General features: G+C 66.1%; 18 protein-coding genes. 12 read left to right on the top strand and 6 right to left on the bottom strand.

Annotated features, from left to right (window positions below; translation table 11 throughout):
* Positions 1–83 precede the first annotated feature (83 nt).
* From pstC to phoU, 4 genes are all read left to right on the top strand, one after another.
* A complete protein-coding gene (gene pstC / locus ESB00_RS06575) occupies positions 84–1,733 on the top strand; it encodes a phosphate ABC transporter permease subunit PstC (RefSeq protein ID WP_129046918.1) in 1,650 nt (549 codons plus the stop codon).
* A gap of 3 nt (positions 1,734–1,736) precedes the next feature.
* Entirely contained in the window at positions 1,737–2,786 is a 1,050-nt protein-coding gene (gene pstA, locus ESB00_RS06580) for a phosphate ABC transporter permease PstA (RefSeq protein ID WP_129046919.1), read from the top strand.
* A 116-nt stretch (positions 2,787–2,902) separates the two neighbouring features.
* Positions 2,903–3,652, top strand: a complete 750-nt coding sequence (gene pstB, locus ESB00_RS06585; protein WP_218938758.1) for a phosphate ABC transporter ATP-binding protein PstB — start codon at positions 2,903–2,905, stop codon at positions 3,650–3,652.
* Between the two features lie 124 nt (positions 3,653–3,776).
* Positions 3,777–4,475 carry a phosphate signaling complex protein PhoU gene (gene phoU, locus ESB00_RS06590; protein ID WP_129046921.1) on the top strand — a complete coding sequence of 233 codons (699 nt, stop codon included), beginning with the start codon at positions 3,777–3,779 and terminating at the stop codon, positions 4,473–4,475.
* 60 nt (positions 4,476–4,535) lie between these two features.
* Here the strand turns inward: phoU and ESB00_RS06595 are convergent, their stop codons facing one another.
* A complete protein-coding gene (locus ESB00_RS06595; RefSeq protein ID WP_129046922.1) occupies positions 4,536–6,059 on the bottom strand; it encodes a TonB-dependent receptor in 1,524 nt (507 codons plus the stop codon).
* A 183-nt stretch (positions 6,060–6,242) separates the two neighbouring features.
* Between ESB00_RS06595 and sppA the strand changes: the two genes are divergently transcribed.
* Positions 6,243–8,087 (top strand): signal peptide peptidase SppA, encoded by a 1,845-nt coding sequence (sppA, locus tag ESB00_RS06600; protein ID WP_129046923.1) that lies wholly within the window; start codon positions 6,243–6,245, stop codon positions 8,085–8,087.
* Positions 8,088–8,096: 9 nt separating this feature from the next.
* Complete coding sequence (locus ESB00_RS06605; protein WP_129046924.1) at positions 8,097–8,633, top strand: iron-sulfur cluster assembly protein; 537 nt, start codon at positions 8,097–8,099, stop codon at positions 8,631–8,633.
* A gap of 126 nt (positions 8,634–8,759) precedes the next feature.
* On the opposite strand, the gene ESB00_RS06610 is transcribed toward ESB00_RS06605, so the two are convergent.
* Together ESB00_RS06610 and tadA are read right to left on the bottom strand one after the other, a co-directional pair.
* On the bottom strand, positions 8,760–9,389 hold the full coding sequence (locus tag ESB00_RS06610; RefSeq protein ID WP_129046925.1) for a superoxide dismutase: 630 nt from the start codon (positions 9,387–9,389) through the stop codon (positions 8,760–8,762).
* A gap of 49 nt (positions 9,390–9,438) precedes the next feature.
* Complete coding sequence (gene tadA, locus ESB00_RS06615) at positions 9,439–9,972, bottom strand: tRNA adenosine(34) deaminase TadA (protein ID WP_129046926.1); 534 nt, start codon at positions 9,970–9,972, stop codon at positions 9,439–9,441.
* Positions 9,973–10,079: 107 nt separating this feature from the next.
* Here tadA and infA point away from each other — a divergent pair, with 107 nt between their 5' ends.
* Together infA and xerD are read left to right on the top strand one after the other, a co-directional pair.
* Positions 10,080–10,352 carry a translation initiation factor IF-1 gene (gene infA / locus ESB00_RS06620; RefSeq protein ID WP_129046927.1) on the top strand — a complete coding sequence of 91 codons (273 nt, stop codon included), beginning with the start codon at positions 10,080–10,082 and terminating at the stop codon, positions 10,350–10,352.
* Positions 10,353–10,415: 63 nt separating this feature from the next.
* Complete coding sequence (gene xerD, locus ESB00_RS06625; RefSeq protein WP_164976075.1) at positions 10,416–11,339, top strand: site-specific tyrosine recombinase XerD; 924 nt, start codon at positions 10,416–10,418, stop codon at positions 11,337–11,339.
* Positions 11,340–11,437: 98 nt separating this feature from the next.
* On the opposite strand, the gene ESB00_RS06630 is transcribed toward xerD, so the two are convergent.
* A complete protein-coding gene (locus ESB00_RS06630; RefSeq protein ID WP_129046929.1) occupies positions 11,438–12,325 on the bottom strand; it encodes a dienelactone hydrolase family protein in 888 nt (295 codons plus the stop codon).
* Between the two features lie 114 nt (positions 12,326–12,439).
* Here ESB00_RS06630 and ESB00_RS06635 point away from each other — a divergent pair, with 114 nt between their 5' ends.
* Positions 12,440–13,219, top strand: coding sequence for an SDR family NAD(P)-dependent oxidoreductase (locus tag ESB00_RS06635; RefSeq protein WP_129048293.1), 780 nt, complete (start codon positions 12,440–12,442; stop codon positions 13,217–13,219).
* A gap of 18 nt (positions 13,220–13,237) precedes the next feature.
* Here the strand turns inward: ESB00_RS06635 and ESB00_RS06640 are convergent, their stop codons facing one another.
* Both ESB00_RS06640 and ESB00_RS06645 read right to left on the bottom strand, forming a co-directional pair.
* Positions 13,238–14,185 carry an aldo/keto reductase gene (locus ESB00_RS06640; RefSeq protein WP_129046930.1) on the bottom strand — a complete coding sequence of 316 codons (948 nt, stop codon included), beginning with the start codon at positions 14,183–14,185 and terminating at the stop codon, positions 13,238–13,240.
* Positions 14,186–14,191: 6 nt separating this feature from the next.
* A complete protein-coding gene (locus tag ESB00_RS06645) occupies positions 14,192–15,025 on the bottom strand; it encodes an amidohydrolase family protein (protein WP_129046931.1) in 834 nt (277 codons plus the stop codon).
* A gap of 160 nt (positions 15,026–15,185) precedes the next feature.
* On the opposite strand from ESB00_RS06645, the gene ESB00_RS06650 reads away from it, so the two are divergent.
* From ESB00_RS06650 to ESB00_RS06660, 3 genes are all read left to right on the top strand, one after another.
* Complete coding sequence (locus ESB00_RS06650) at positions 15,186–16,526, top strand: vWA domain-containing protein (protein WP_129046932.1); 1,341 nt, start codon at positions 15,186–15,188, stop codon at positions 16,524–16,526.
* Between the two features lie 124 nt (positions 16,527–16,650).
* Positions 16,651–18,519 carry a sensor histidine kinase gene (locus ESB00_RS06655; protein WP_129046933.1) on the top strand — a complete coding sequence of 623 codons (1,869 nt, stop codon included), beginning with the start codon at positions 16,651–16,653 and terminating at the stop codon, positions 18,517–18,519.
* The gene (locus ESB00_RS06660) at positions 18,516–19,217 is read left to right on the top strand and encodes a response regulator transcription factor (protein ID WP_129046934.1); all 702 of its coding nucleotides are present in this window, start codon (positions 18,516–18,518) and stop codon (positions 19,215–19,217) included. The genes ESB00_RS06655 and ESB00_RS06660 overlap by 4 nt, the downstream gene beginning before the upstream one ends.
* The last annotated feature ends 42 nt before the right edge of the window (positions 19,218–19,259 follow it).

Here is a 19,259-nt window from a genome sequence, read left to right on the forward strand (position 1 = left end):
GGCGGCGCTTTTGTAACACAACCGTAACCTGCGCCCATTGACCGGCCCCCCGGCCCGGTCCGAGCCTTGGCGCGTCACCCGGTATGTCCGATCCGACTCTTCAAACGCCCGCCGCCCGCCCGACCACCCGCGAAGCGCTTTTGCGCCGGCGCCGGAGCTGGTTCTTCGGCCTCAGCGGCGAGCAGGCGGCCAAGTTGCTCTTCCAGGGCAACGCCACCATCTCGATCATCGTGCTCGCGCTGATCACGTTCACGATCTTCAGCGACGCGGTGGGCTTCATCCCGCAGAACCGCGAGAACCTCGAGACCTACCGCCGCGCCGGCTTGGAGCTGGTGGACATGTTGCGCGGCCAGGTGCAGAGCCACAGCGCGCTCTCACGCTACCTGAGCAGCGCCCGCCAGGAGGAGCTCGCCCGTCTCACCGGTCCCGGGGGCATCGCCCTCCCCGAGGCCAACGCCCGGCTCGAGGCCTTCGACGCCTACGCCGACCGCTACGCCAATTCCATCGGCGACCACGAGACGATCCTCGGCGAGATGACCGACATGGTTTCCTCGCTCAAGGAGCGCCACGCCGTGGCCGCCGACCTGCGAGCGGCCCGGCAGAATCTCATTGATGGCATGCGCACCGCGCCGGCCGAGCGCGCCGCCACGCTCAAGGCCGAAGCCGACGCGATGGAAATTGAAACCATCGACTTTGCCGCCGAGATCAAGCCGTTGCTCGCCATGCGCCCGGCGGTCGCCGAGGCCAACGTCCGGCTGGTCCAGTCCCTCAAGGAACTGAGCGGGGCGGTGCCTGCGGCGGAAGCCCCGGCCCTGCGGCGCAAGCTGGAGCGCTTCAAGGATCTGAACGTTCGCTACATTGCCGAGATCTCCGACACGGAGAAACGGATCATGGCCTGGGACCAGACCAAGCCGGTCGGCATCCTCGAATCGCTCAGCGCCTTCGCCTTCGGCCGCAAATGGGTGACCGCCAGCTTCTGGCAGGACTGGTATGGCATCATCCCGCTCTTCGCCGGTTCGCTGCTCATCGCGCTGCTGGCCCTCGTGATCGCCATTCCGCTCGGCGTCGCCGCGGCCATCTACGTCAATCAGGTCGCCACCGCGGGCGAGCAAAAGTTCATCAAGCCGACCATCGAGTTCATCGCCGCCATCCCCAGCGTGGTCCTCGGTTTCTTCGGCATCGCCGTCCTGGGTCAGACGTTGCGCCAGGTCTCGCAGTCCCCGTGGCTCGACTGGGTGCCGGGCTTTCCGATGCTGGAGCGCCTCAATTCCGCCACGGCCGCCTGCCTGCTCGCCCTGATGGCGGTGCCCACCATTTTCTCGCTGGCCGAGGACGCGATCAACAACGTGCCGCGCTCCTTCAAGGAGGCCTCGCTGGCGCTCGGGGCCACGCGCCTCCAGACCATCATCCGCATCGTCATCCCCGCCGCGCTCTCCGGCATCATGGCCGCCATCCTCCTCGGTTTCGGCCGCGTGATCGGCGAGACGATGGTCGTGCTGCTCTGCGCCGGCAATCGGATCGAGATTCCCGACTTCAGCGCCGGTTTCGGTGCGGTCTTCCAGCCCGTGCACACCATGACCGGCATCATCGCGCAGGAAATGGGCGAGGTCGTGCGCCACAGCATCCACTACCGCGCGCTCTTCATGGTCGGCGTCGTGCTCTTCCTCATTTCCATGCTCATCAACTGGCTCGCGCAGAAAATCGTGCGCCGCTACCGCATCTCCATCGGCTGACCCATGAGCGCCTCCGACGCCAAGATTTATGCGAAGTCCTCTCCCGCCAAGCGCGTCGAGCAGGGCGTGTTCTGGCTCCTCCGCCTCAGCACCTACTTCGTGCTGGCCTGCGCCGTGTTCATCTTCCTCGACATCGGCCTGAAGGGCGGGGCGGTGATTTTCCAGACCAAGGCCCCCTTCATCAACGTGCCCTTTCTCACCCAGGCGCCCGAGACGCTCAATGTCTTCGAGCTGGACGGGAAAAAGACGACGATGGGGGACCGCGAGTTCCGCGCGTTCAAGGAACTGCCGGGCAACGCGGAGCGGCTCAAGGGCGTGCGGATCGAGACTTTCGTCTATTCCTCGGGTGGCATTTTCCCCAACATCGTGGGCACGATCCTGCTGGTCGTCGGCTCCATCGTCATTGCGCTGGTGCTCGGCATCATCAGCGCCATCTACCTGAGCGAGTACGCGAGTGACGGTCCGTTCATCCGTTTCCTGCGCCTGTCCATCGTCAACCTCGCGGGCGTGCCCTCCATCGTCTATGGTCTGTTTGGCTTCGGCATGTTTGTCATCGCGCTGAACATGGGCGTTTCGCTCCTCGCGGGCTGGCTGACCCTCGCGTTCATGGTGCTGCCGATCATCATCACCGCCTCGGAGGAGGCGCTGAAGGCCGTGCCCAAGGGCTACCGCGAGGGCTCGCTCGCCCTCGGGGCCACCAAGCTGCAGACGATCCTCACCAACGTCCTGCCCTACGCCCTGCCGGGCATCCTCACCTCCTCGGTGCTCTCCATCGCGCGTGTGGCGGGCGAGACTGCGCCCATCATGTTCACCGCCGCCTTCGTGGTCCGCGACGAGCTGCCCTGGCAGGTGCAGAAGGCGACCGACTTTTTCTTCCAGGGTGTCATGGCGCTGCCCTACCACATCTATGTGGTGGCCTCCAAGATTCCCCAAAACGAATACACGCACGGCGTCCAATACGGCACGGCGTTCGTGTTCCTGTTCACCGTGGCCGCCATCGCGATGACTTCCATCGTGCTGCGCGTCCGTTTGCGCAAAAAATACAAATGGTAACCACGCTCATGCCCGAAGCTTCTTCCTCTTCCGTCACCGTTCGCCAGGTCTCCGTGCCGACGGCGGTCACCCCGGCGTCGGCCGCGGCCGCGGCCAAGCCCGGCGCCGCCCGTCCCATGATCGAGATCGACGACGTGGACTTCTTCTACGGCACCAGCCAGGCGCTGCACGACATCACGCTCAACATCGCCGAGAAGGAGGTCACCGCCTTCATCGGCCCCTCCGGCTGCGGCAAGTCCACGCTCCTGCGCTGCCTCAACCGGATGAACGACCTGATCGACGGCACGCGCATCGGCACCGGCCAGATCCGGATCGACGGCGTGAACATCTACGACCCGCGCGTGGACGTCATCGAGCTGCGCAAGCGCGTCGGCATGGTCTTCCAGAAGTCCAACCCCTTCCCGAAGTCCATCTACGAGAACATCACCTACGGCCTCCGGATCCAGGGCGAGAAGCGCAAGTCCCGCCTCGATGAGGTCGTGGAGAAGAGCCTGCGCGGCGCCGCCCTCTGGGAGGAGGTCAAGGATCGCCTGCACCAGAGCGCCCTCGGCCTCTCCGGCGGCCAGCAGCAGCGCCTCTGCATCGCCCGCGCCATCGCCGTCGAGCCCGAGATCATCCTCATGGACGAACCCTGCTCGGCCCTGGATCCCATCGCCACCGCCAAGGTCGAGGAGCTCATTCACGAATTGAAGAAGGATTTCACCATCGTCATCGTGACCCACAACATGCAGCAGGCCGCCCGTTGTTCCGACCGCACCGCCTTCTTCTACCTCGGCCGCCTCATCGAATACGCCGAGACCCGCACCATCTTCATGAACCCCGCCAACCCGCAGACCGAGGCGTATGTCTCCGGTCGCTTCGGTTGACCGATCAACGCAGTTAACCACTAAACCACACCAATGAGCACTAATGCTGAACTGACTTTTTTGTCCGTCCTTTTGGCCGGATTAGTGAGAAATTAGTGGTCATTAGTGGTTAAAAATCTTTCCCATGAAACGCTTCTTCGACGCCGAGCTGGAAAACTTCCGCGGCAACCTGCTCCAGATGGGCGAGCGCTCCATTGAGCAGACCCGTCTGGCCATGCGCGCGCTCACCGAGTCTGACATTACCCTGGCCGACAAGGTCATCGCCGCCGACGACGAGATCGACAAGCTGGAGGTGAAGATCGACGAGGAGGCCATCCGCTACATGACGCTCCGCGGTCCCGTCGCCTCCGAGCTGCGTCTCGTCGTCGTGGGCATGAAGGCCTCGCACGATCTGGAGCGGGTGGGGGACGAGGCCACGAGCATCGCCCGCCGGGCCCGCAAGCTCGCCATCGAGCCCCGCATCGAGCTTTACGCCGACCTCCCGCGCATGACCAACATCGCGCTGGAGATGCTCCGCTCCGCCCTCGACTGCTTCGTGCAGGAGGACGAGCAGAAGGCCCTGGCCGTGATCCGGCGCGACTCCGAGGTGGATAACCTCAACCGCCTGGTCTATCGCCGCCTCACCAGCTACATGCTGGAAAAGCCCGACACGATCGCCCGCGCGCTGGAGCTGATGTTCATTTCCAAGTCCGTCGAGCGCATCGCCGACCATGCGACCAACATCGCCGAGGAAATGGTCTTCCTCGCCGGCGGCCAGGACATTCGCCACAGCCACCTGGCCAAGGGCGAAACCCCCATCCTCGACACGAACCCGCCGATGTGAGGATGGCGGCGGCGGGGCCGGCGCCTGGTGCAGCCGGTCGCTCCACCGCCAAGTTTCGCCTCAGACGGCGGCGGGGGCGGGCGGGGTGGGCGCGGCGGGTTTGGCCGGCTTGCCGTAGCCGAGCAGGCCGCGGGTTTTGATGACCTCGGCGACCTTGGCGGGGACGAGCTTCTCCCAGGAGGCGTCGTTGTGCTTGATGCGCTGGAGCACGTCGCGGGAGAAGATGGTGAGGTAGTCCTCGTTGTAGCCCGTGATGCAGTCGATGTAGTGGTTCTCGAGCAGGTGGGCGTAGAGGTTGCGCAGGTGGTCGCTCACGTTGAGGTTGCGCGCGGTGATCAGCACCTTGCCGGCAAAGGCGTGCGCGACATGCGTTTGGCCGCCCTCGGCCGGATGGCCGGTCTTGAGGTAGCTGTCGTAGGCCTGCTGCTGCATCGGATAGATGTAGAGCTTCACGGCGTGGCGGAACATGCGGCCCATGGATTCGAGGATGCCGCCCTCGAGGTTCTCGTAATACTTCTCGTTGAAGATCTCGAGGAGGTTGTTGATGCCCATGGCGACGCCGATCATCTCCTTCGTGTAGCGGCGGAAGTAGGAGACGAGGCGGTAGAACTCGGAGTAGTTCGAGATGAGCACCGTGAACCCGATGTGGCCGAGCATGTCCACGCGCGAGAGGAAGTCCTGCTCGTCGAGCGAGCCCTCGGCGAGGAGGTTGTTCATCGTGATCTCCATGAGCACGACGATGTCCTTGCCCTTCACGAGGGGCTCCTGGAGGAACTGCGCGGTGGCGCAGTTGAGCATGTCCACGTTGACGTGGGTGACCGGGCGGAAACTGCCGCGCTCGACGAGCACGGGACGGTTGTAGATGACCTCGGAGGGCTGGAGCACGTCGCCGTTGGGCGCAAACATCACGGCGTTGGTCAGCCCGTGCTTCACGAGGTGCAGCGAAAGGATGCGGTTGTCGATGTGCGCGAAGGCCGGGCCGCTGAAGCGCAGCATGTCCACCTCGACGCGGTCGGTGCCGAGGTTGTCCACCAGCGACTGGATGAACTTCTCGGGGTTGTCGCGGTGGTAGAACGCGCCGTAGATGAGGTTGGTGCCGACGATGCCGAGAGCCTCCTGCTGGAGGACGTTTTTCCGGTCGAGGGTGCGGACGTGGATGAGGATGTCGCTGGGGTCCTCGAGGGGCTTGGTCTGGAAACGGATGCCGAGCCACCCGTGGCCGCTGGTCTGGCCGCTCTTGGCACTCGCGGTGGCAACGGTGTCGGCATAGACGAAGAAGCAGGTGCGCTCGCCGCGTTTCTCGTGGAGACGTTCCTTGAGCAGGTTGTATTCATGGCCGAGCATGGTCACGAGGCGCTCGCGGGAGACGTAGCGCGGGGCCTTGCCATAGATGGCGTCGCTGAACGTCATGTCGTAGGCCGACATGGTCTTGGCGATGGAGCCCGAGGCGCTGCCCGCCTGGAAGAATACGCGGGCGACCTCCTGACCGGCGCCGATCTCGGCAATGGTGCCGTAGTGGGTGCCATCAAGGTTGATGGTCAGCGCCTTGCGGTTCGTGGTCAGGAATTCCTGTTTTTCGCTCATAAGCGTGGCGGGTTGCGGGAAGACTATATCGGCACAATCGGATGTCTAGCCGCGTTAAATCGCCGGCGGATTTGGCCGATAAGTAACACAACCGCTTATCGCGGTGAGACTCCGCCCGTCCACATGACGGTCCGCGGGGCTTTTTTCGCTGGCGGGGAGGGGGGCGCGGTCTAGCTTCGCGGCATGAAGAATTTCTTCACGTCGTTTTTCGCCACGATCAGTGCGCTGCTGGTGTTTCTGATCGGTGGCGTCATCCTCGCTTTCGTGATGCTCGGGGTGTTGATTGCCCTCGGGCAGAAGAAACCGGTGGCGGTGGAAGAGGGGTCCTACCTCGTGTTCGACCTCTCGGCCACCATCATGGACACGCCCGACCAGGCCGAGGGCATGGAGGAGTTTCTCGAGGCGTTGGGCGGTGACAGCCGCAGCCGGCTCCAGCTGCGCCAGGTGACGCGCGCGATCGAGGCGGCGGCCCACGACAAGGCCATCAAGGGGCTGTTTCTCACGGGTTCGGTGCAGGGTGGCGGTTACGGCTCGGGCTTTGCCGCGCTCAAGGAAGTGCGCGAGACCGTGGCCGCCTTCAAGGCCTCTGGCAAACCCGTCAAGGCCTACCTGAACATGGCCCGCACGCGCGACCTCTACCTCGCCTCTCTGGCGGACGATCTCGCCCTCGATCCCTACGGCGTGGTGTTCATGCCCGGGCTCGCCTCGCAACCGATGTTTTTCACGGGCGCCTTTGAGAAGTTTGGCATCGGCGTGCAGGTCACGCGCGTGGGTAAATACAAGAGCGGCATCGAGCCCTACACGCGCAAGGACATGAGCCCGGAAAACCGGGAGCAGATCCAGAAGCTGATCGACGACCTGTGGAAGGATCTGACCGTCGCCGTGCAGGGCGCGCGCAAGCTCCCGGAAGGCGCACTGCAAAAGGTCGTGGACGAAAAGGGCATGATCCGGGCCGACGTGGCCAAGCAGGCCGGCCTGGTGGACCGCATCGCCTACCTCGACGAAGTCCTCGATGAACTGAAGGCCGACACCGGCCGCAAGGGCTCCTCGCGGCCTTTCAAGCAGATCAACCTCAAGGAATACGCGCGGCTCGTCAGCGCCAGCGGCCTGACGGCCCGGCGCGCGGGCGAGGGGAAGACGGAAACCTCGTCGGACAAGGGTCGCATCGCCATCGTTTACACCGAGGGCGAGATCGTGGACGGCCACGGCAACGAGGAGGGTTATGTCTATGGGGCCAAGACCGCGCGGCTCCTCCGTCAGATCCGTCAGGATGACGCCGTGAAAGCGGTCGTGCTGCGCGTGAACAGCCCCGGCGGCAGCGTGACCGGCTCGGAGGCCATCGCGCGCGAGGTTCGTCTGCTGCAGGAGAAGAAACCCGTCGTGGTCTCGATGGGCGCCTACGCCGCCTCGGGCGGCTACTGGATTTCCGCACCCGCGAGCCGCATCTTTGCCGAGCCGACCACGGTCACCGGCTCGATCGGTGTCTACGGCGTGTTGCTCAATTTCCAGGGCCTGCTGAACGACAAGCTGGGCCTGACCTTCGACACGGTGAAAACCGGACGCTACGCCGATGCCCTCACGATCACGCGGCCCAAGACCCCCGAGGAGATGGCCATCATCCAGGACTCCGTGGACTGGGTCTATGATCAGTTCATCACCAAGGTCACCGAGGAACGCAAACTCGAGCGCAAGACGGTCGAGGAGATCGCACAAGGCCGCGTGTGGTCGGGCAGCGAGGCGCTGAAGCTCGGCCTCGTGGACGAGCTGGGCGGACTGGCGGCCGCGGTGAAACACGCCGCTGCCGAGGCCAAGCTGGGCGACGGTTTCCGGGTCTCCGAGTATCCGCGGCCGAAGCAATTCGCCGAGGCGCTCACCGAGGCGATCGAGGGGCGGCACCGCGAAAAGGCGCTGGGCGGGCCGGCGGGCGTGCTCATGGGCGAGGCGCTCGCGGAACTGCAAGCGCTCGGCAAGTTCAACGATCCGCAGGGCGTGTATGCCCGGTTGCCTTTTGACCTGCGCCTACAATAGCGTGACCGCATGAATCAGGAATTCGTGCTGAGCCAGAACTGTCCCGCCACCGTCATCCCCGCCGGCGACAAGGTGCGCCTGTCCGCCGGCACCAAGGTTTTCATCACCCAGTCGCTGGGCGGCAACGTCACGGTGCGCACCGACCAGGGACTGTTCCAGATCGCGAAGGAGAACGCGGGGCTCATCGAGGGCTACACCGTGAAGGAGGAGGCGACCGCCCTCGTGGGCGGAGCGTTCAGCGAGGAGGCGGTCTGGAGCGCGATGAAGACCTGCTTCGACCCCGAGATCCCCGTGAACATCGTGGACCTCGGGCTCGTCTATGATCTCTCCATCGAGAAAACGCCGGCCGGCGGCCACAGTGTCGAGGTGAAGATGACCCTCACGGCGCCGGGTTGCGGCATGGGCCCGGTGATCGCCGAGGACGCCCGTTCAAAAATCGCGCGGCTGCCGACGGTCGAGTCCGCCAAGGTCCACATTGTCTGGGACCCGCAGTGGACCCCGCAGATGATCTCCGAGACCGGCCGCAAGGTGCTGGGGATCGAGTGAGGTGTCGGTCAGGTTGCAGCCGGCTGGCTGCGCTTTGCGGCTGGGGGAAACAAAAAGCCGCGCCCGGGGGCGCGGCTTGAGGAGAGGGAACTACGGCTTGGTTTGGGTCCGGGCTGACGCGGTGCGTCACTTCAACGCGGCGACGTAGTTCGCCTCGGCGGCGTCCCAGTCCACCACGTTCCAGAACGCGGCGATGTAGTCGGGGCGGCGGTTCTGGTAGTTGAGGTAGTAGGCGTGTTCCCAGACATCGAGGCCGATGACGGGCTTGCCTTCGATGCCGGCGACGGCCTTGCCCATGAGCGGGCTGTCCTGGTTGGCGGTCGAGCCGATGGCGAGTTTGCCGCCGTTGACGACGAGCCAGGCCCAGCCGGAGCCGAAGCGCGTGGCGCCGGCTTTGGCAAAGTCTTCCTTGAACTTGGCGAAGCCGCCGAGTTCGGCATCAATCGCCGCAGCGAGCTTGCCCTTGGGGGCGCCGCCCTTGCCGGGACCGAGGATGGTCCAGAAGAAGGCGTGGTTGCTGTGGCCGCCGGCGTTGTTGCGGATGACACCGCGGATGGCCTCGGGCACCTTCGACAGGTCGGCGATGAGCGCGTTGACGTCGAGCGCGGCGAGGGCGGGATGGTCCTTCAGCGCGTTGTTCGCGTTGGTGATATAAGCCTGATGATGCTTCGTGTGATGGATCTCCATCGTCTTGGCATCGATGTGGGGCTCGAGGGCGTTGTTGGCGTAGGCGAGTTTCGGGAGTTCGTAGGCCATGATATTCGTGGGTTGAAGTTGTCCTAAGCTGCACGCGGCGCGGGTGGCGTCAACTGCCGGGCGTGTCTTCCGCGCGCTTCGCCTTGAAATACGCCTGCAGCAGTTCGAGGCAGGGCTGCTCCAGCACGCCGCGGGTGAGTTCAAGGTGGTGGTTGACCTGCGGCAGGGCGTTGAGGTCGGTGGCGCCGCCGAGGCACCCCATCTTGGGGTCGGAGACGGCGAAGACCACGCGCTTGACCCGCGACATCAGCGTGGCGCCGGAGCACATCGGGCAGGGCTCCTTGGTCACGTAGAGCGTGGCGTCGTTGAGCCGCCAGTCGCCGATGGCCTTGGCGGCTTGGCCGAGGGCGAGGATTTCGGCGTGGGCGGTTGGGTCGCGGGTGCTGTCGCGCTGGTTGTGGGCGGAGGCTATGACCTCGCCGCCGAGTTCGATCACGGCACCGATGGGCACTTCGTCCTGCCGCCAGGCGTCGATCGCCTGATTGTAAGCCAGCCACATGTAAAATTCATCGTCCCGCTTCAATTGGGACGGGAAGACTTTCTCAAAAGGGCAGGGCGGGGCGTTGCGGGTGGGTTGGACCATGCGGTTAGGTTCCGTAAACGAGAGCCTTGACTTAGGTGCCGGGGTGCGGTGTTACAATGGCTTTTTATTCATCTGCATGCAGCGAACCACTGTTTCCCATCTCCACCATGTCTGACGGCAAATCGATCGAAGTTGAAGGCAAGATTATCGCCGTCCTTCCGGGAACCATGTTTCGCGTGCAACTGGACAACAGCCACATCGTGCTGGCCCATATTTCCGGCAAGCTCCGCAAGCACTTCATCAAGATCGCCGCGGGCGACCGGGTGAAGATGGAGATGAGCCCCTACGACCTCGACAAGGCCCGCATCACCTTCCGTCTGCGCGACGTGAACGCCGCGCCGCCGCCCCCGCCCGGGGCGCGCCGGAACAACCGTCGCTGAGTCCAGCCGGCGGCCGCGCGCATGAAGAAGCCGCCGGCAGCTCCGCAAGCCAGGCCGGCCCCCATGCCGCCGGCCCCCGAGGCGTTTGCGGACGGTATCGACGACTTTCTCGCCTACATCGAGCTGGAGAAAGGTCTGTCGCGCAACACGGCCAAATCCTACGAAAACGACCTGCGTCAGGCCGCCCACCGGCTCAAGGCGCTTGGCGCCGCCAACTGGCTGAAGGTCACGGCCAAACATCTCGCCGGCTGGCTGCACTGGCTGAGCGACGAGGAGTTCAGCGAATCCAGCCAGGCGCGCAAGCTGGCCGCCGTGCGCATGCTGTTCCGGCACCTCGTGCGCCAGGGGCGGCGCGAGGATGATCCGGCCGCGCTGCTGAGCGGGCCGAAGTTCCGCCGCAAGCTTCCGCAGACGCTCTCGCCCGGTGAGATGGACCGCCTGCTGGCCGCTCCGGTCGGTGGTGACGCCTACGCCGTGCGTGACCGCGCGATGCTCGAACTGTTTTACTCCAGCGGTCTCCGCATCTCGGAACTCTGCGGTCTCACGCTCCAGCAAGTGGATTTGGAAAACGGTTTCGTGCGCGTCTTCGGCAAGGGCTCCAAGGAGCGCGTCGTGCCGCTTGGAGCCAAGGCGCGCGATGCCGTGCAGGCCTATCTTGGATCAGCCCGGCCAAAGCTCGTGAAGGGCCGCACCGGCAGTGAGCTGTTCCTGAGCGAGCGGGGCAAGGCCATCTCGCGGAAGACACTTTGGGTGATCGTCAAGAATTCCGCCAGGCGTGCCGGCTTGGAGAAACCGGTGAAGCCGCACCTGCTGCGCCACTCGTTCGCCACGCACCTGCTCGGGGGCGGCGCCGATCTGCGCGCCATCCAGGAGATGCTCGGTCACGCCAGCATCGGCACCACGCAAATCTACACGGCGGTCGAGTCGTCCCGCCTGCTCGACCAGCACGCGAAGTTCCACCCGCGGAACAAGCGAGGCGGGAAGTAGGGGGCGAGCTGGCTTCGACGTGGGCGGCCAGCTTGCTGGCGCCACGATCACTTCAAGATGTTCGTGGCGTGAGCAAGCTCACCGCCCACAACGGTGTCTCACCCGAGCTTCGCCTTGAAGAACGCCAGCGTGCGCTCCCACGAGAGCTCGGCCGCCGTCTTGTCGTAGCGCGGAGTCGTGTCGTTGTGGAAGCCGTGATTCACGCCGGGATAGGTATGGGCCTCGTAGGAAACGCCGGCCGCCTTGAGGGCTGCTTCGTAGTCGGGCCAGCTGGCGTTCACCCGCGTGTCCAGCTCGGCGAAGTGGAGCATGATCGCCGCCTTGATTTTCGGCACCTCCGTGAGCGTGGGCGCGCCGCCGTAGTAAGGCACCGCCGCCTTCAGTTCGGGCAGACGGCAGGCGAGGGTGTTGGACATCCAGCCGCCGAAACAGAAGCCGACCACGCCGAGCGATCCGTTGCAGGCCGGGTGGGCCTGGAGGAATTTCGCGCCGGCCACGAAGTCCTCGGTGATCTTGTTGCGGTCAAGTTTGGCCTGCAGGGCGCGGCCTTCGTCGTCGTTGCCCGGGTAGCCGCCGACCGGATAAAGCGCGTCGGGCCCGAACGCCACGAAGCCCGCCACCGCGAGCCGGCGCACGACATCCTCGATGTAGGGATTGAGGCCGCGGTTCTCATGCACCACGAGCACGCCGGGCAGGCGGCCGAGGCCGCCGGAGGGCTTGGCGAAGAGACCACGCATCTCGCCGCTGCCGTCGGGTGAGGGATATTTGAGATACTCGGTGCTGATGCGCAGGTCATCGGTCGGCACCTGCGCGGCGAAAACGTATTTCGGGCTCAGCATCTCCAGCAGCGCGGCCGCGGTCAGGCCGCCGACGGCGAACTTGGCGGCACGTTCCATGAAGACGCGCCGGTCAATCTGGCCGTGGACGTAGTAGTCGTAGAGGTCGAGGAGTTCCTGGCTGAATTGGGAGGCAGGCGGGCGTTGCATGGGGTGGGCGGGGATGCGCTGAAGATGCACCGGCCGGGACGAAGCGCAACCGGCGGCCGGATGAAAACAATTGTTCCCCGTGCCAGGCTCGTGCTGAATGCCGGCATGAGCGACATGGCAAAACTGGCGGTGGTGACGGGAGCGAGCCGGGGGATCGGCCGCGAGATCGCGGTCACGCTGGCGAAGGACGGCTGGGACGTTGCTTTCAGCCACGTCGCCCCGGACGCCGAGGCGGACGAAACCGCGGGGCTGATCCGCGCGACGGGTCGCCGTGCGCTCGCGATCCGCTGCGACGTGGGGCTGAAGGCCGAGGTTGGGAAATTCTACGAGGTCGTGACGCAACATTTCGGCACAGTGCCGGGTCTGCTGGTGAACAACGCCGGTATCCAGACCTGGTCGCCGCTGCTGGAACTGAAGGAGGAGGACTGGGACCGGGTCATCCGCACGAATCTGAAAGGCTGTTTCCTGAACACGCAGCGCGCCGCCCAGCTCATGGTCGAGCGCGGTCTCCGCGGGGTGATCATCAATCTCGGTTCCGCCTGCAACTGGATGGCTTTCCCGCGGCTGGTGGACTACACGGCGTCGAAAGGCGGCATCGAGCAGTTCACGAAGGTGGCCGCGCTCGAACTCGGGCCGCACGGCATCAGGGTCAACTGCGTGGCGCCGGGTGCCATCGAGCACGAACGCACCAAGCAGGAAGCGCCGCAATACGCGCAAAACTGGGCGCGCATCACCCCGCTGCGCCGCGTGGGCACGACGGACGATGTCGCCCGGGCGGTGCGGTTCCTCGCCGGCCCGGATGCCGCATTTGTCACCGGCCAGACCCTGTTCGTGGACGGCGGCGCCTTCTCCGTGCCAAACTGGCCGCAGGAATACAATCGGGACCAGGGCTGACTCCGAGGGGAGGCGCTTTCAAAACTGCCGGGCGATGGCTTCGACGGCCGCGTGCAGGTCGGCGGGCAGCGGGCCGCGGAAAAAGGCGGCGAGATTTTGGTCCACTTCGACGGGCTGGCAGGCGCCGGCGAGCACGATGCTCAGGCGCTCGTCGGCGGCGACGAAGCGGAGGGCCAGTTCGGCCGCAGGCAGGCCGCAGTCCTGCTGGAGTTTCTTCAACGCGGCGAGCTGCGCGTCGGAGCGCGGGCCGAGGTAGCTGCCTTCGGTGGCCCAGCCCGTGGGCAGGGAATGGATGAAGGTGAACAAGCCGGCGACAACCACGGCCAGCCCCTTGGCGGCGGCGACCGGCAGGATGTGCTCGCGGGCCGTGACATTGAGCGGCGTGTAGTTGTAGGCGACGAGCACGGCGTCGAGTCCGTCCACCTCACGGATCACGCGGCCGAGATGGCGGGCGTGGTTGCCCGTGACGCCGATGTGGCGGCACAGCCCGCGGGCCTTGGCTTCGCGCAGGAACTGGATTACCGGGGCGTTGGCGAAATCGAAACTGCCCTCGGGGTCGAAGAGCCGGCGGAAGCCGACCTCGGTGCGGTCGCTCCACCAGTTGTCCCAGTCGGCCTCATGCACCTGCAGCAGATCCACGCGGTCGCGGCGCAGGAGGCGGAGGTTCTCGCGGAGCTGCACGTGCATCGCCTCGATGGAGCGGAAGTGCCGCGCTTCGCGGAAATAGCCGATTTTCGTCGCGACAAAAGCGCGGGCGGAGCCGAGCACCTCGCCGAGAATGGCTTGGGACGCCCCGTCCCGATACATCACCGAGGTGTCGAAATACCGCAGGCCGGCCGCACGGGCCCGGCGCACCGTTTCGATCGAACGCTCGAAGCCGGCGAAGTTGGCAAACCCGGCGCCGAAGCCGAGGACCGGGAGGAGCTCGCCGGTTGAACCGAAGGGACGCTGGGGCAGGGTGATCATCGTGGGTCAGATCCGGTAGATGCGGGCGGCATTGCCCCCGAAAATGGCCGCCTGATCGGCCGCAGGCAAATGGGCGGTAAAGCCCCGGGCCAGCTGCAGCCAGCGCACGTAGCCGCAGGCGAGCTTGGCGACCGGCCAGTCGCCGCCGAAGAGCAGGCGCGCGGGGCCGAAGCACTCGATGAGGTGCGTCACGTAGGGCCGTAGTTGGTCGGGTTTCCAGTGCAGGTGGTCGGCCTCGGTGACCAGGCCAGAGAGTTTGCAGACGAGGTTGGGGAACCCGGCGAGCGTGCGGATGTGCTCGCGCCACGGGTCGAGCAGGCCGGTGCGAATGCCGGGTTTGCCGCCGTGGTCGAGGATGAAGCTGACGTCGGGGCACTGGCGCACCAGCTCGATGACGGCGGGTAGCTGCGGGTGCTTGCAGCAAAGGTCGAAACTCAGGCCCGCGGCGGCCAGCTGGCGCACACCACCGATAAATTCCGGCCGGGCACAGTAGTCCGTGGCTTCGTGCTCAAAATGATGTCTAACGCCGCGCACAAGCGGGTGACGGCGCAGTTCGGCGAGAGCGCTCACGGTCTGCGCGCCGACATTGATGGCGATCCTGGCCACGATGGCCCGGATGCGCGGTTCGCGGGCAGCGAGTTGATCCACCCATTTCACTTCCTCCAACCAGGGAGCGCCGCACTCGACGAAGACGATCTTGTCCGGGAGATCGGGGCCGGCTTCGCGGTGGATCGATTCCGGGGTGTGAGGGTGGGCGATCGAAGGCACTTCATGCAGCCAGGTGTAAGGACGGAGCGCGGTCTGGTCCCAGAAATGCATGTGGGCGTCGGTGTAGGGCATGGGGGCGGGGCAGGGCGTCACCGTGTTCGGGCCGGTCCGCCGGTCAAACGTCGCGCCCGGCTTCCATTAGAGCGCCTGACAATTCCCTGACAAACCTCTGACCGCCGGGTGACAACCTGCGGGGCGGTTTGTGGTTCAATGGCGGAGTCAAACGACTCCCATGAAAACGTTCATCCCGCATCTTCTCTTCGCGGTCGCGCTCACCGGCGCGACTTTGCTTTCCGCCAAGCAGGCCGCCCAGCCCGTCCGTGTCACCGTGGATCTCGACCGCACCGTCCTGCCGGCCAACGAGGCCAACCGCTCCGTGGTCAAGATCGGCCTCGACTGCCTGCGTCCGCCCGGGCGTGAGGCCCGCCCGCCGGTCAATCTCGCCCTGGTGATTGACCGCTCGGGCTCGATGAGCGGCGACAAGATCGACCGCGCCCGCGAAGCGGCGCTCGAACTCGTCAGCCGCCTCGGCCCCGACGACATCGTGTCGCTCATTGCCTACGACTCCGGCGTCGAGACGCTCGTGCCGGCGCAGCGCGTGCGCGAGGCCCGCGAGCTGGAATCGGCCATCCGCGGTCTCGAGGCGCGCGGCAACACTGCGTTGCACGGCGGAGTCGTCCGCGCCGCGGCCGAGGTTCGCCGCCATCTCGGCGAGGGCCGGCATGTGCCGCGCATCATTCTGCTCTCCGACGGCCAGGCCAACGTCGACCCCAGCTCGCCCGATGAACTCGGCCGGCTCGGCGCCTCGCTCGTGAAGGAGGGCATCTCGGTCACCACGATCGGCCTGGGCCTCGGTTTCAACGAGGACCTCATGACGCGCCTCGCCGAGCGCAGCGACGGCAACACCTACTTTGTCGAGAACAGCGACGATCTGCCGCGCATCTTCGCCGCCGAGCTCGGGGACGTGCTCAACGTCGTCGCGCGCCGCGTGGTCATCGAGATCAACTTCCCGGCGGGCGTGCGTCCGCTGCATTTTGTCGGCCGCGACGGTTCTATTCGCGGACAGAAGGCCGAGCTGACGCTCAACCAGCTCTACGGCGGCCAGCAGAAGTTCGCTCTCGTCGAGGTCGAGATCGAGGCTTCGTCCGCCGGGGCCGAGCGCGAGATCGCGCAGGCGAGTGTCCGCTATGAGGACGCCGTGAACCAGCGACCTGCGACCGCCACGGCCGCGAGCCGGGTGAAGTTCAGCGGCGACGCCAAGGTGGTCGTCGCGTCGGCCAATCATCAGGTGCAGACCGATTACGCCGCGAACGTGATGGCGCTGGCGAAGGACAAGGCGGTCGAGCTGGTCGATGCCGGCCGTCGCGACGAGGCGGCCAAGGTGCTGCGGCAGCAGGCCGCCGAATTGCAGGCCGTCGGCGAGACCTACAGCAACCGCGCGGTCTCCAGTCTGGCCGCCACCGCGGCGCCCGAGGCGGATCGCGTTGCCCGCGAGGGCCTGAGCAACGCCGAGCGCAAGACCTACCGCAACGACGCCGCCAGCACCCGCAACCAGCAGGCGACGAAGCCGTGATATGACTTCGTGAGCAGCCCGCTTGCGGTCGCTGTGTGAAGGCGCGCGCAGGCGCGCTGACCCACAAACGGACACTGCTTTTCGTTGCTTTCCAAACCTCGCAAAGCGCCTAGCCTCCGTCCCCGTGTCACCCGTCACCCGCCGCATCGTTGCCTACTGGCTGCTCCTGCTTGTGGCCACGCTGGTCGCGGGCGGGGGAGGCATGCTGCTGCTGAAGCGCGAGGAGGCACGGCTGGCCGAGCAGCGGGCCGACACCACGGCCGCGCGCCGGGCCGCCCTGGTGGCGCGCGCCGGGTTGGTGGCCGAGAATGTCGAGCTGATCGTCGGCGACATGCAGGCGGGTCTGCTCGAAACGCTGGCGACGTTCCCCGCCGACGGCCTCAACGAAACACTCGCCGACTGGCAGCGCGCAAATCCGCTCGTGCGCACGGCGTTTCGCACGCTCCCCGACGGAACCATTCTGCATCCGGCCCGGACCGCCGCCGACGAGGAGGCGCAAGGTTTCCGCCGGCGCTTTGGTTTGATCCTGTCGGAGAGCGCTCCCTGGCTCGCCAAGGACGCGCCCGTCAAGGCCAAGGCATTCGCTGAATCGGAACTGGCCACGCAGTCGAATGAGGCGGATTTCGCCCGCCAGCAGGTGTTTTCCAACCGGGAGCGCACCCAGAGCGCGCGGCGAGACGCCCGCGAGACGTCCAAGATCAGCAACTACTCCCGCCCGGCGGAGACCCAGCTGTATGCCGACGCCGGACCGCAAGCCGCGGCTGCGCCGTCGGTATCCTCACTCTCGGCGGACAAGAAACTCGCCGAAGGCAAACGCACGAAGGCTTTGCTCGACGACGCACTCCTCGCCAAGGCCGTGGCAGAGCCCGCCGCTCCAGGCCGCAGCGGCTGGGCCACGGGAAATGCCGCCGGGCGTCCCTACCTGCTCGGCTGGGTAGAAATGCCCGCGGCGGGAGAGTTTCGCGGCGTCGAGGTGGAACTGGCTGCCCTGATCGCCCGGCTGGCCGGCGGTCTGCCGGCCGTGACCGGGACGGGCGAAGGCTATTTGCTCCGCGATGAGCGCGGCCGGGTGATGCATCAGGCTGGGCGCGTGCCGGCGGATGGTGGCGAACCGGTGGTCCGGCTGCCCGTGGCGGAGGGCGCACTCCCGGGCTGGGAAGTGGCCGCTTTCCTGGAGTCGCCGCCCGATGAGTCGGCAGACGGGGGCAGCGGCTTTTTCCTCTTTGGCAGCCTGCTGGCGGCTACGCTGGGCGTGGCGATTCTCGCGGGCGGGTCGCTGCTGCTGTGGCAGGCGCGGCGCAGCGAGGCCGAGGCCGCGCAGAAAACTTCGTTCGTCGCCAACGTTTCGCACGAGTTTAAGACTCCGCTCACCACGATCCGCCTCTATGCCGAGTTGCTCGAGCAGGGGCGCGTGGCCGGTGAGGACAAGCGGACTGATTACCTGCGCACCATCGGACGCGAGACGCAGCGCCTCGCGCGGCTCGTCGGCAACGCCCTCGAGTTCAGCCGGCTGGAGCAGGGCAAAAAGAAATTTGAGCGGGTCTCGCTCGACGCGGCGGCCGCGTTGGGCCGTCTGCTCGACACACACGTGCCGCGCCTGGCCGAGGCCGGTTTGCGGGTGGAGCGCAAACTGCCAGGCGGATCGGTGATGCTCACCACGGACGCCGACGCGCTGGAGCAGATCGTGCTCAACCTGCTCGACAACGCCGCCAAATACGCCGCGAGCGGCGGCGAGGTGACGGTTGAGCTGTTGCCGGGGGCCGGCCACGGCGCGCGGGTCCGGGTGCTCGACCGCGGTCCGGGTGTGCCGGCCGACCATCGCGAACGCATCTTCGAAAAATTTCACCGCGTGGACGACGCCCTCACGGCGGAGCAAACGGGCACCGGCCTGGGCCTGAGCATCGCCCGCCAGCTTGCCCGCGGGCTGGGCGGCGACCTGCACTGCGAGCCGCGCGAGGGCGGCGGGGCGGCGTTCATTCTCGATCTCCCATGAAAGCCCGCCTCCTCATCGCTGAAGACGACGCCAACATCCGCCTCGGCCTCGTGGCCACGTTGGAAAGCGACGGTTACCACGTAACCGCCGCCGGCGACGGTGCGCAGGCGCTCAAACTCTATCCGCAGGGGAAGTTCGACCTGGTGATCCTCGACGTGATGATGCCGCGCCAGAGTGGTTACGACGTGTGCCGCGAACTGCGAAAGCAGGGCGCGACGGTGCCGATCCTCTTTCTCACGGCCAAGGGCGAGGAAGTGGACAAGGTCGTGGGCCTCAAACTCGGCGCCGACGACTACGTGCTAAAGCCCTTCGGCGTGCATGAGCTGCTGGCGCGGGTGGAGGCCCTGTTGCGCCGGGCCCGGCAAAGCGCAGTGCCGGCCGCGGGCGCGGAGCTGCCGCCTGTATTCCGGCTGGGCGCGGCCGAGATTGATCGACGCAAGTTCACCGCCACCCTGGGCGGACGCAGTGCCGACCTCACCGCCCGCGAGCTGAAACTCGCGGAGGCGCTCGCCGCCCATCCGGGCGAGGTCCTGACGCGGGACATGCTGCTAAACTCGGTTTGGGGCGTGGATTACTTTGGCACCACCCGGACGCTGGACCAGCACATCGCCCAGCTCCGCAAGAAGATCGAGAAGACCCCGGACGAGCCGAAGACCATCGTGACCGTGCATGGGGTGGGGTATCGCTACGACGCCTAGGCGCTCCGCGCGCAGCGCAGTCCTCGCCAAAAAATCTGTAAC

The sequence above is a fragment of the Oleiharenicola lentus genome, from assembly GCF_004118375.1.
GTDB lineage: Bacteria > Verrucomicrobiota > Verrucomicrobiia > Opitutales > Opitutaceae > Lacunisphaera > Lacunisphaera lenta.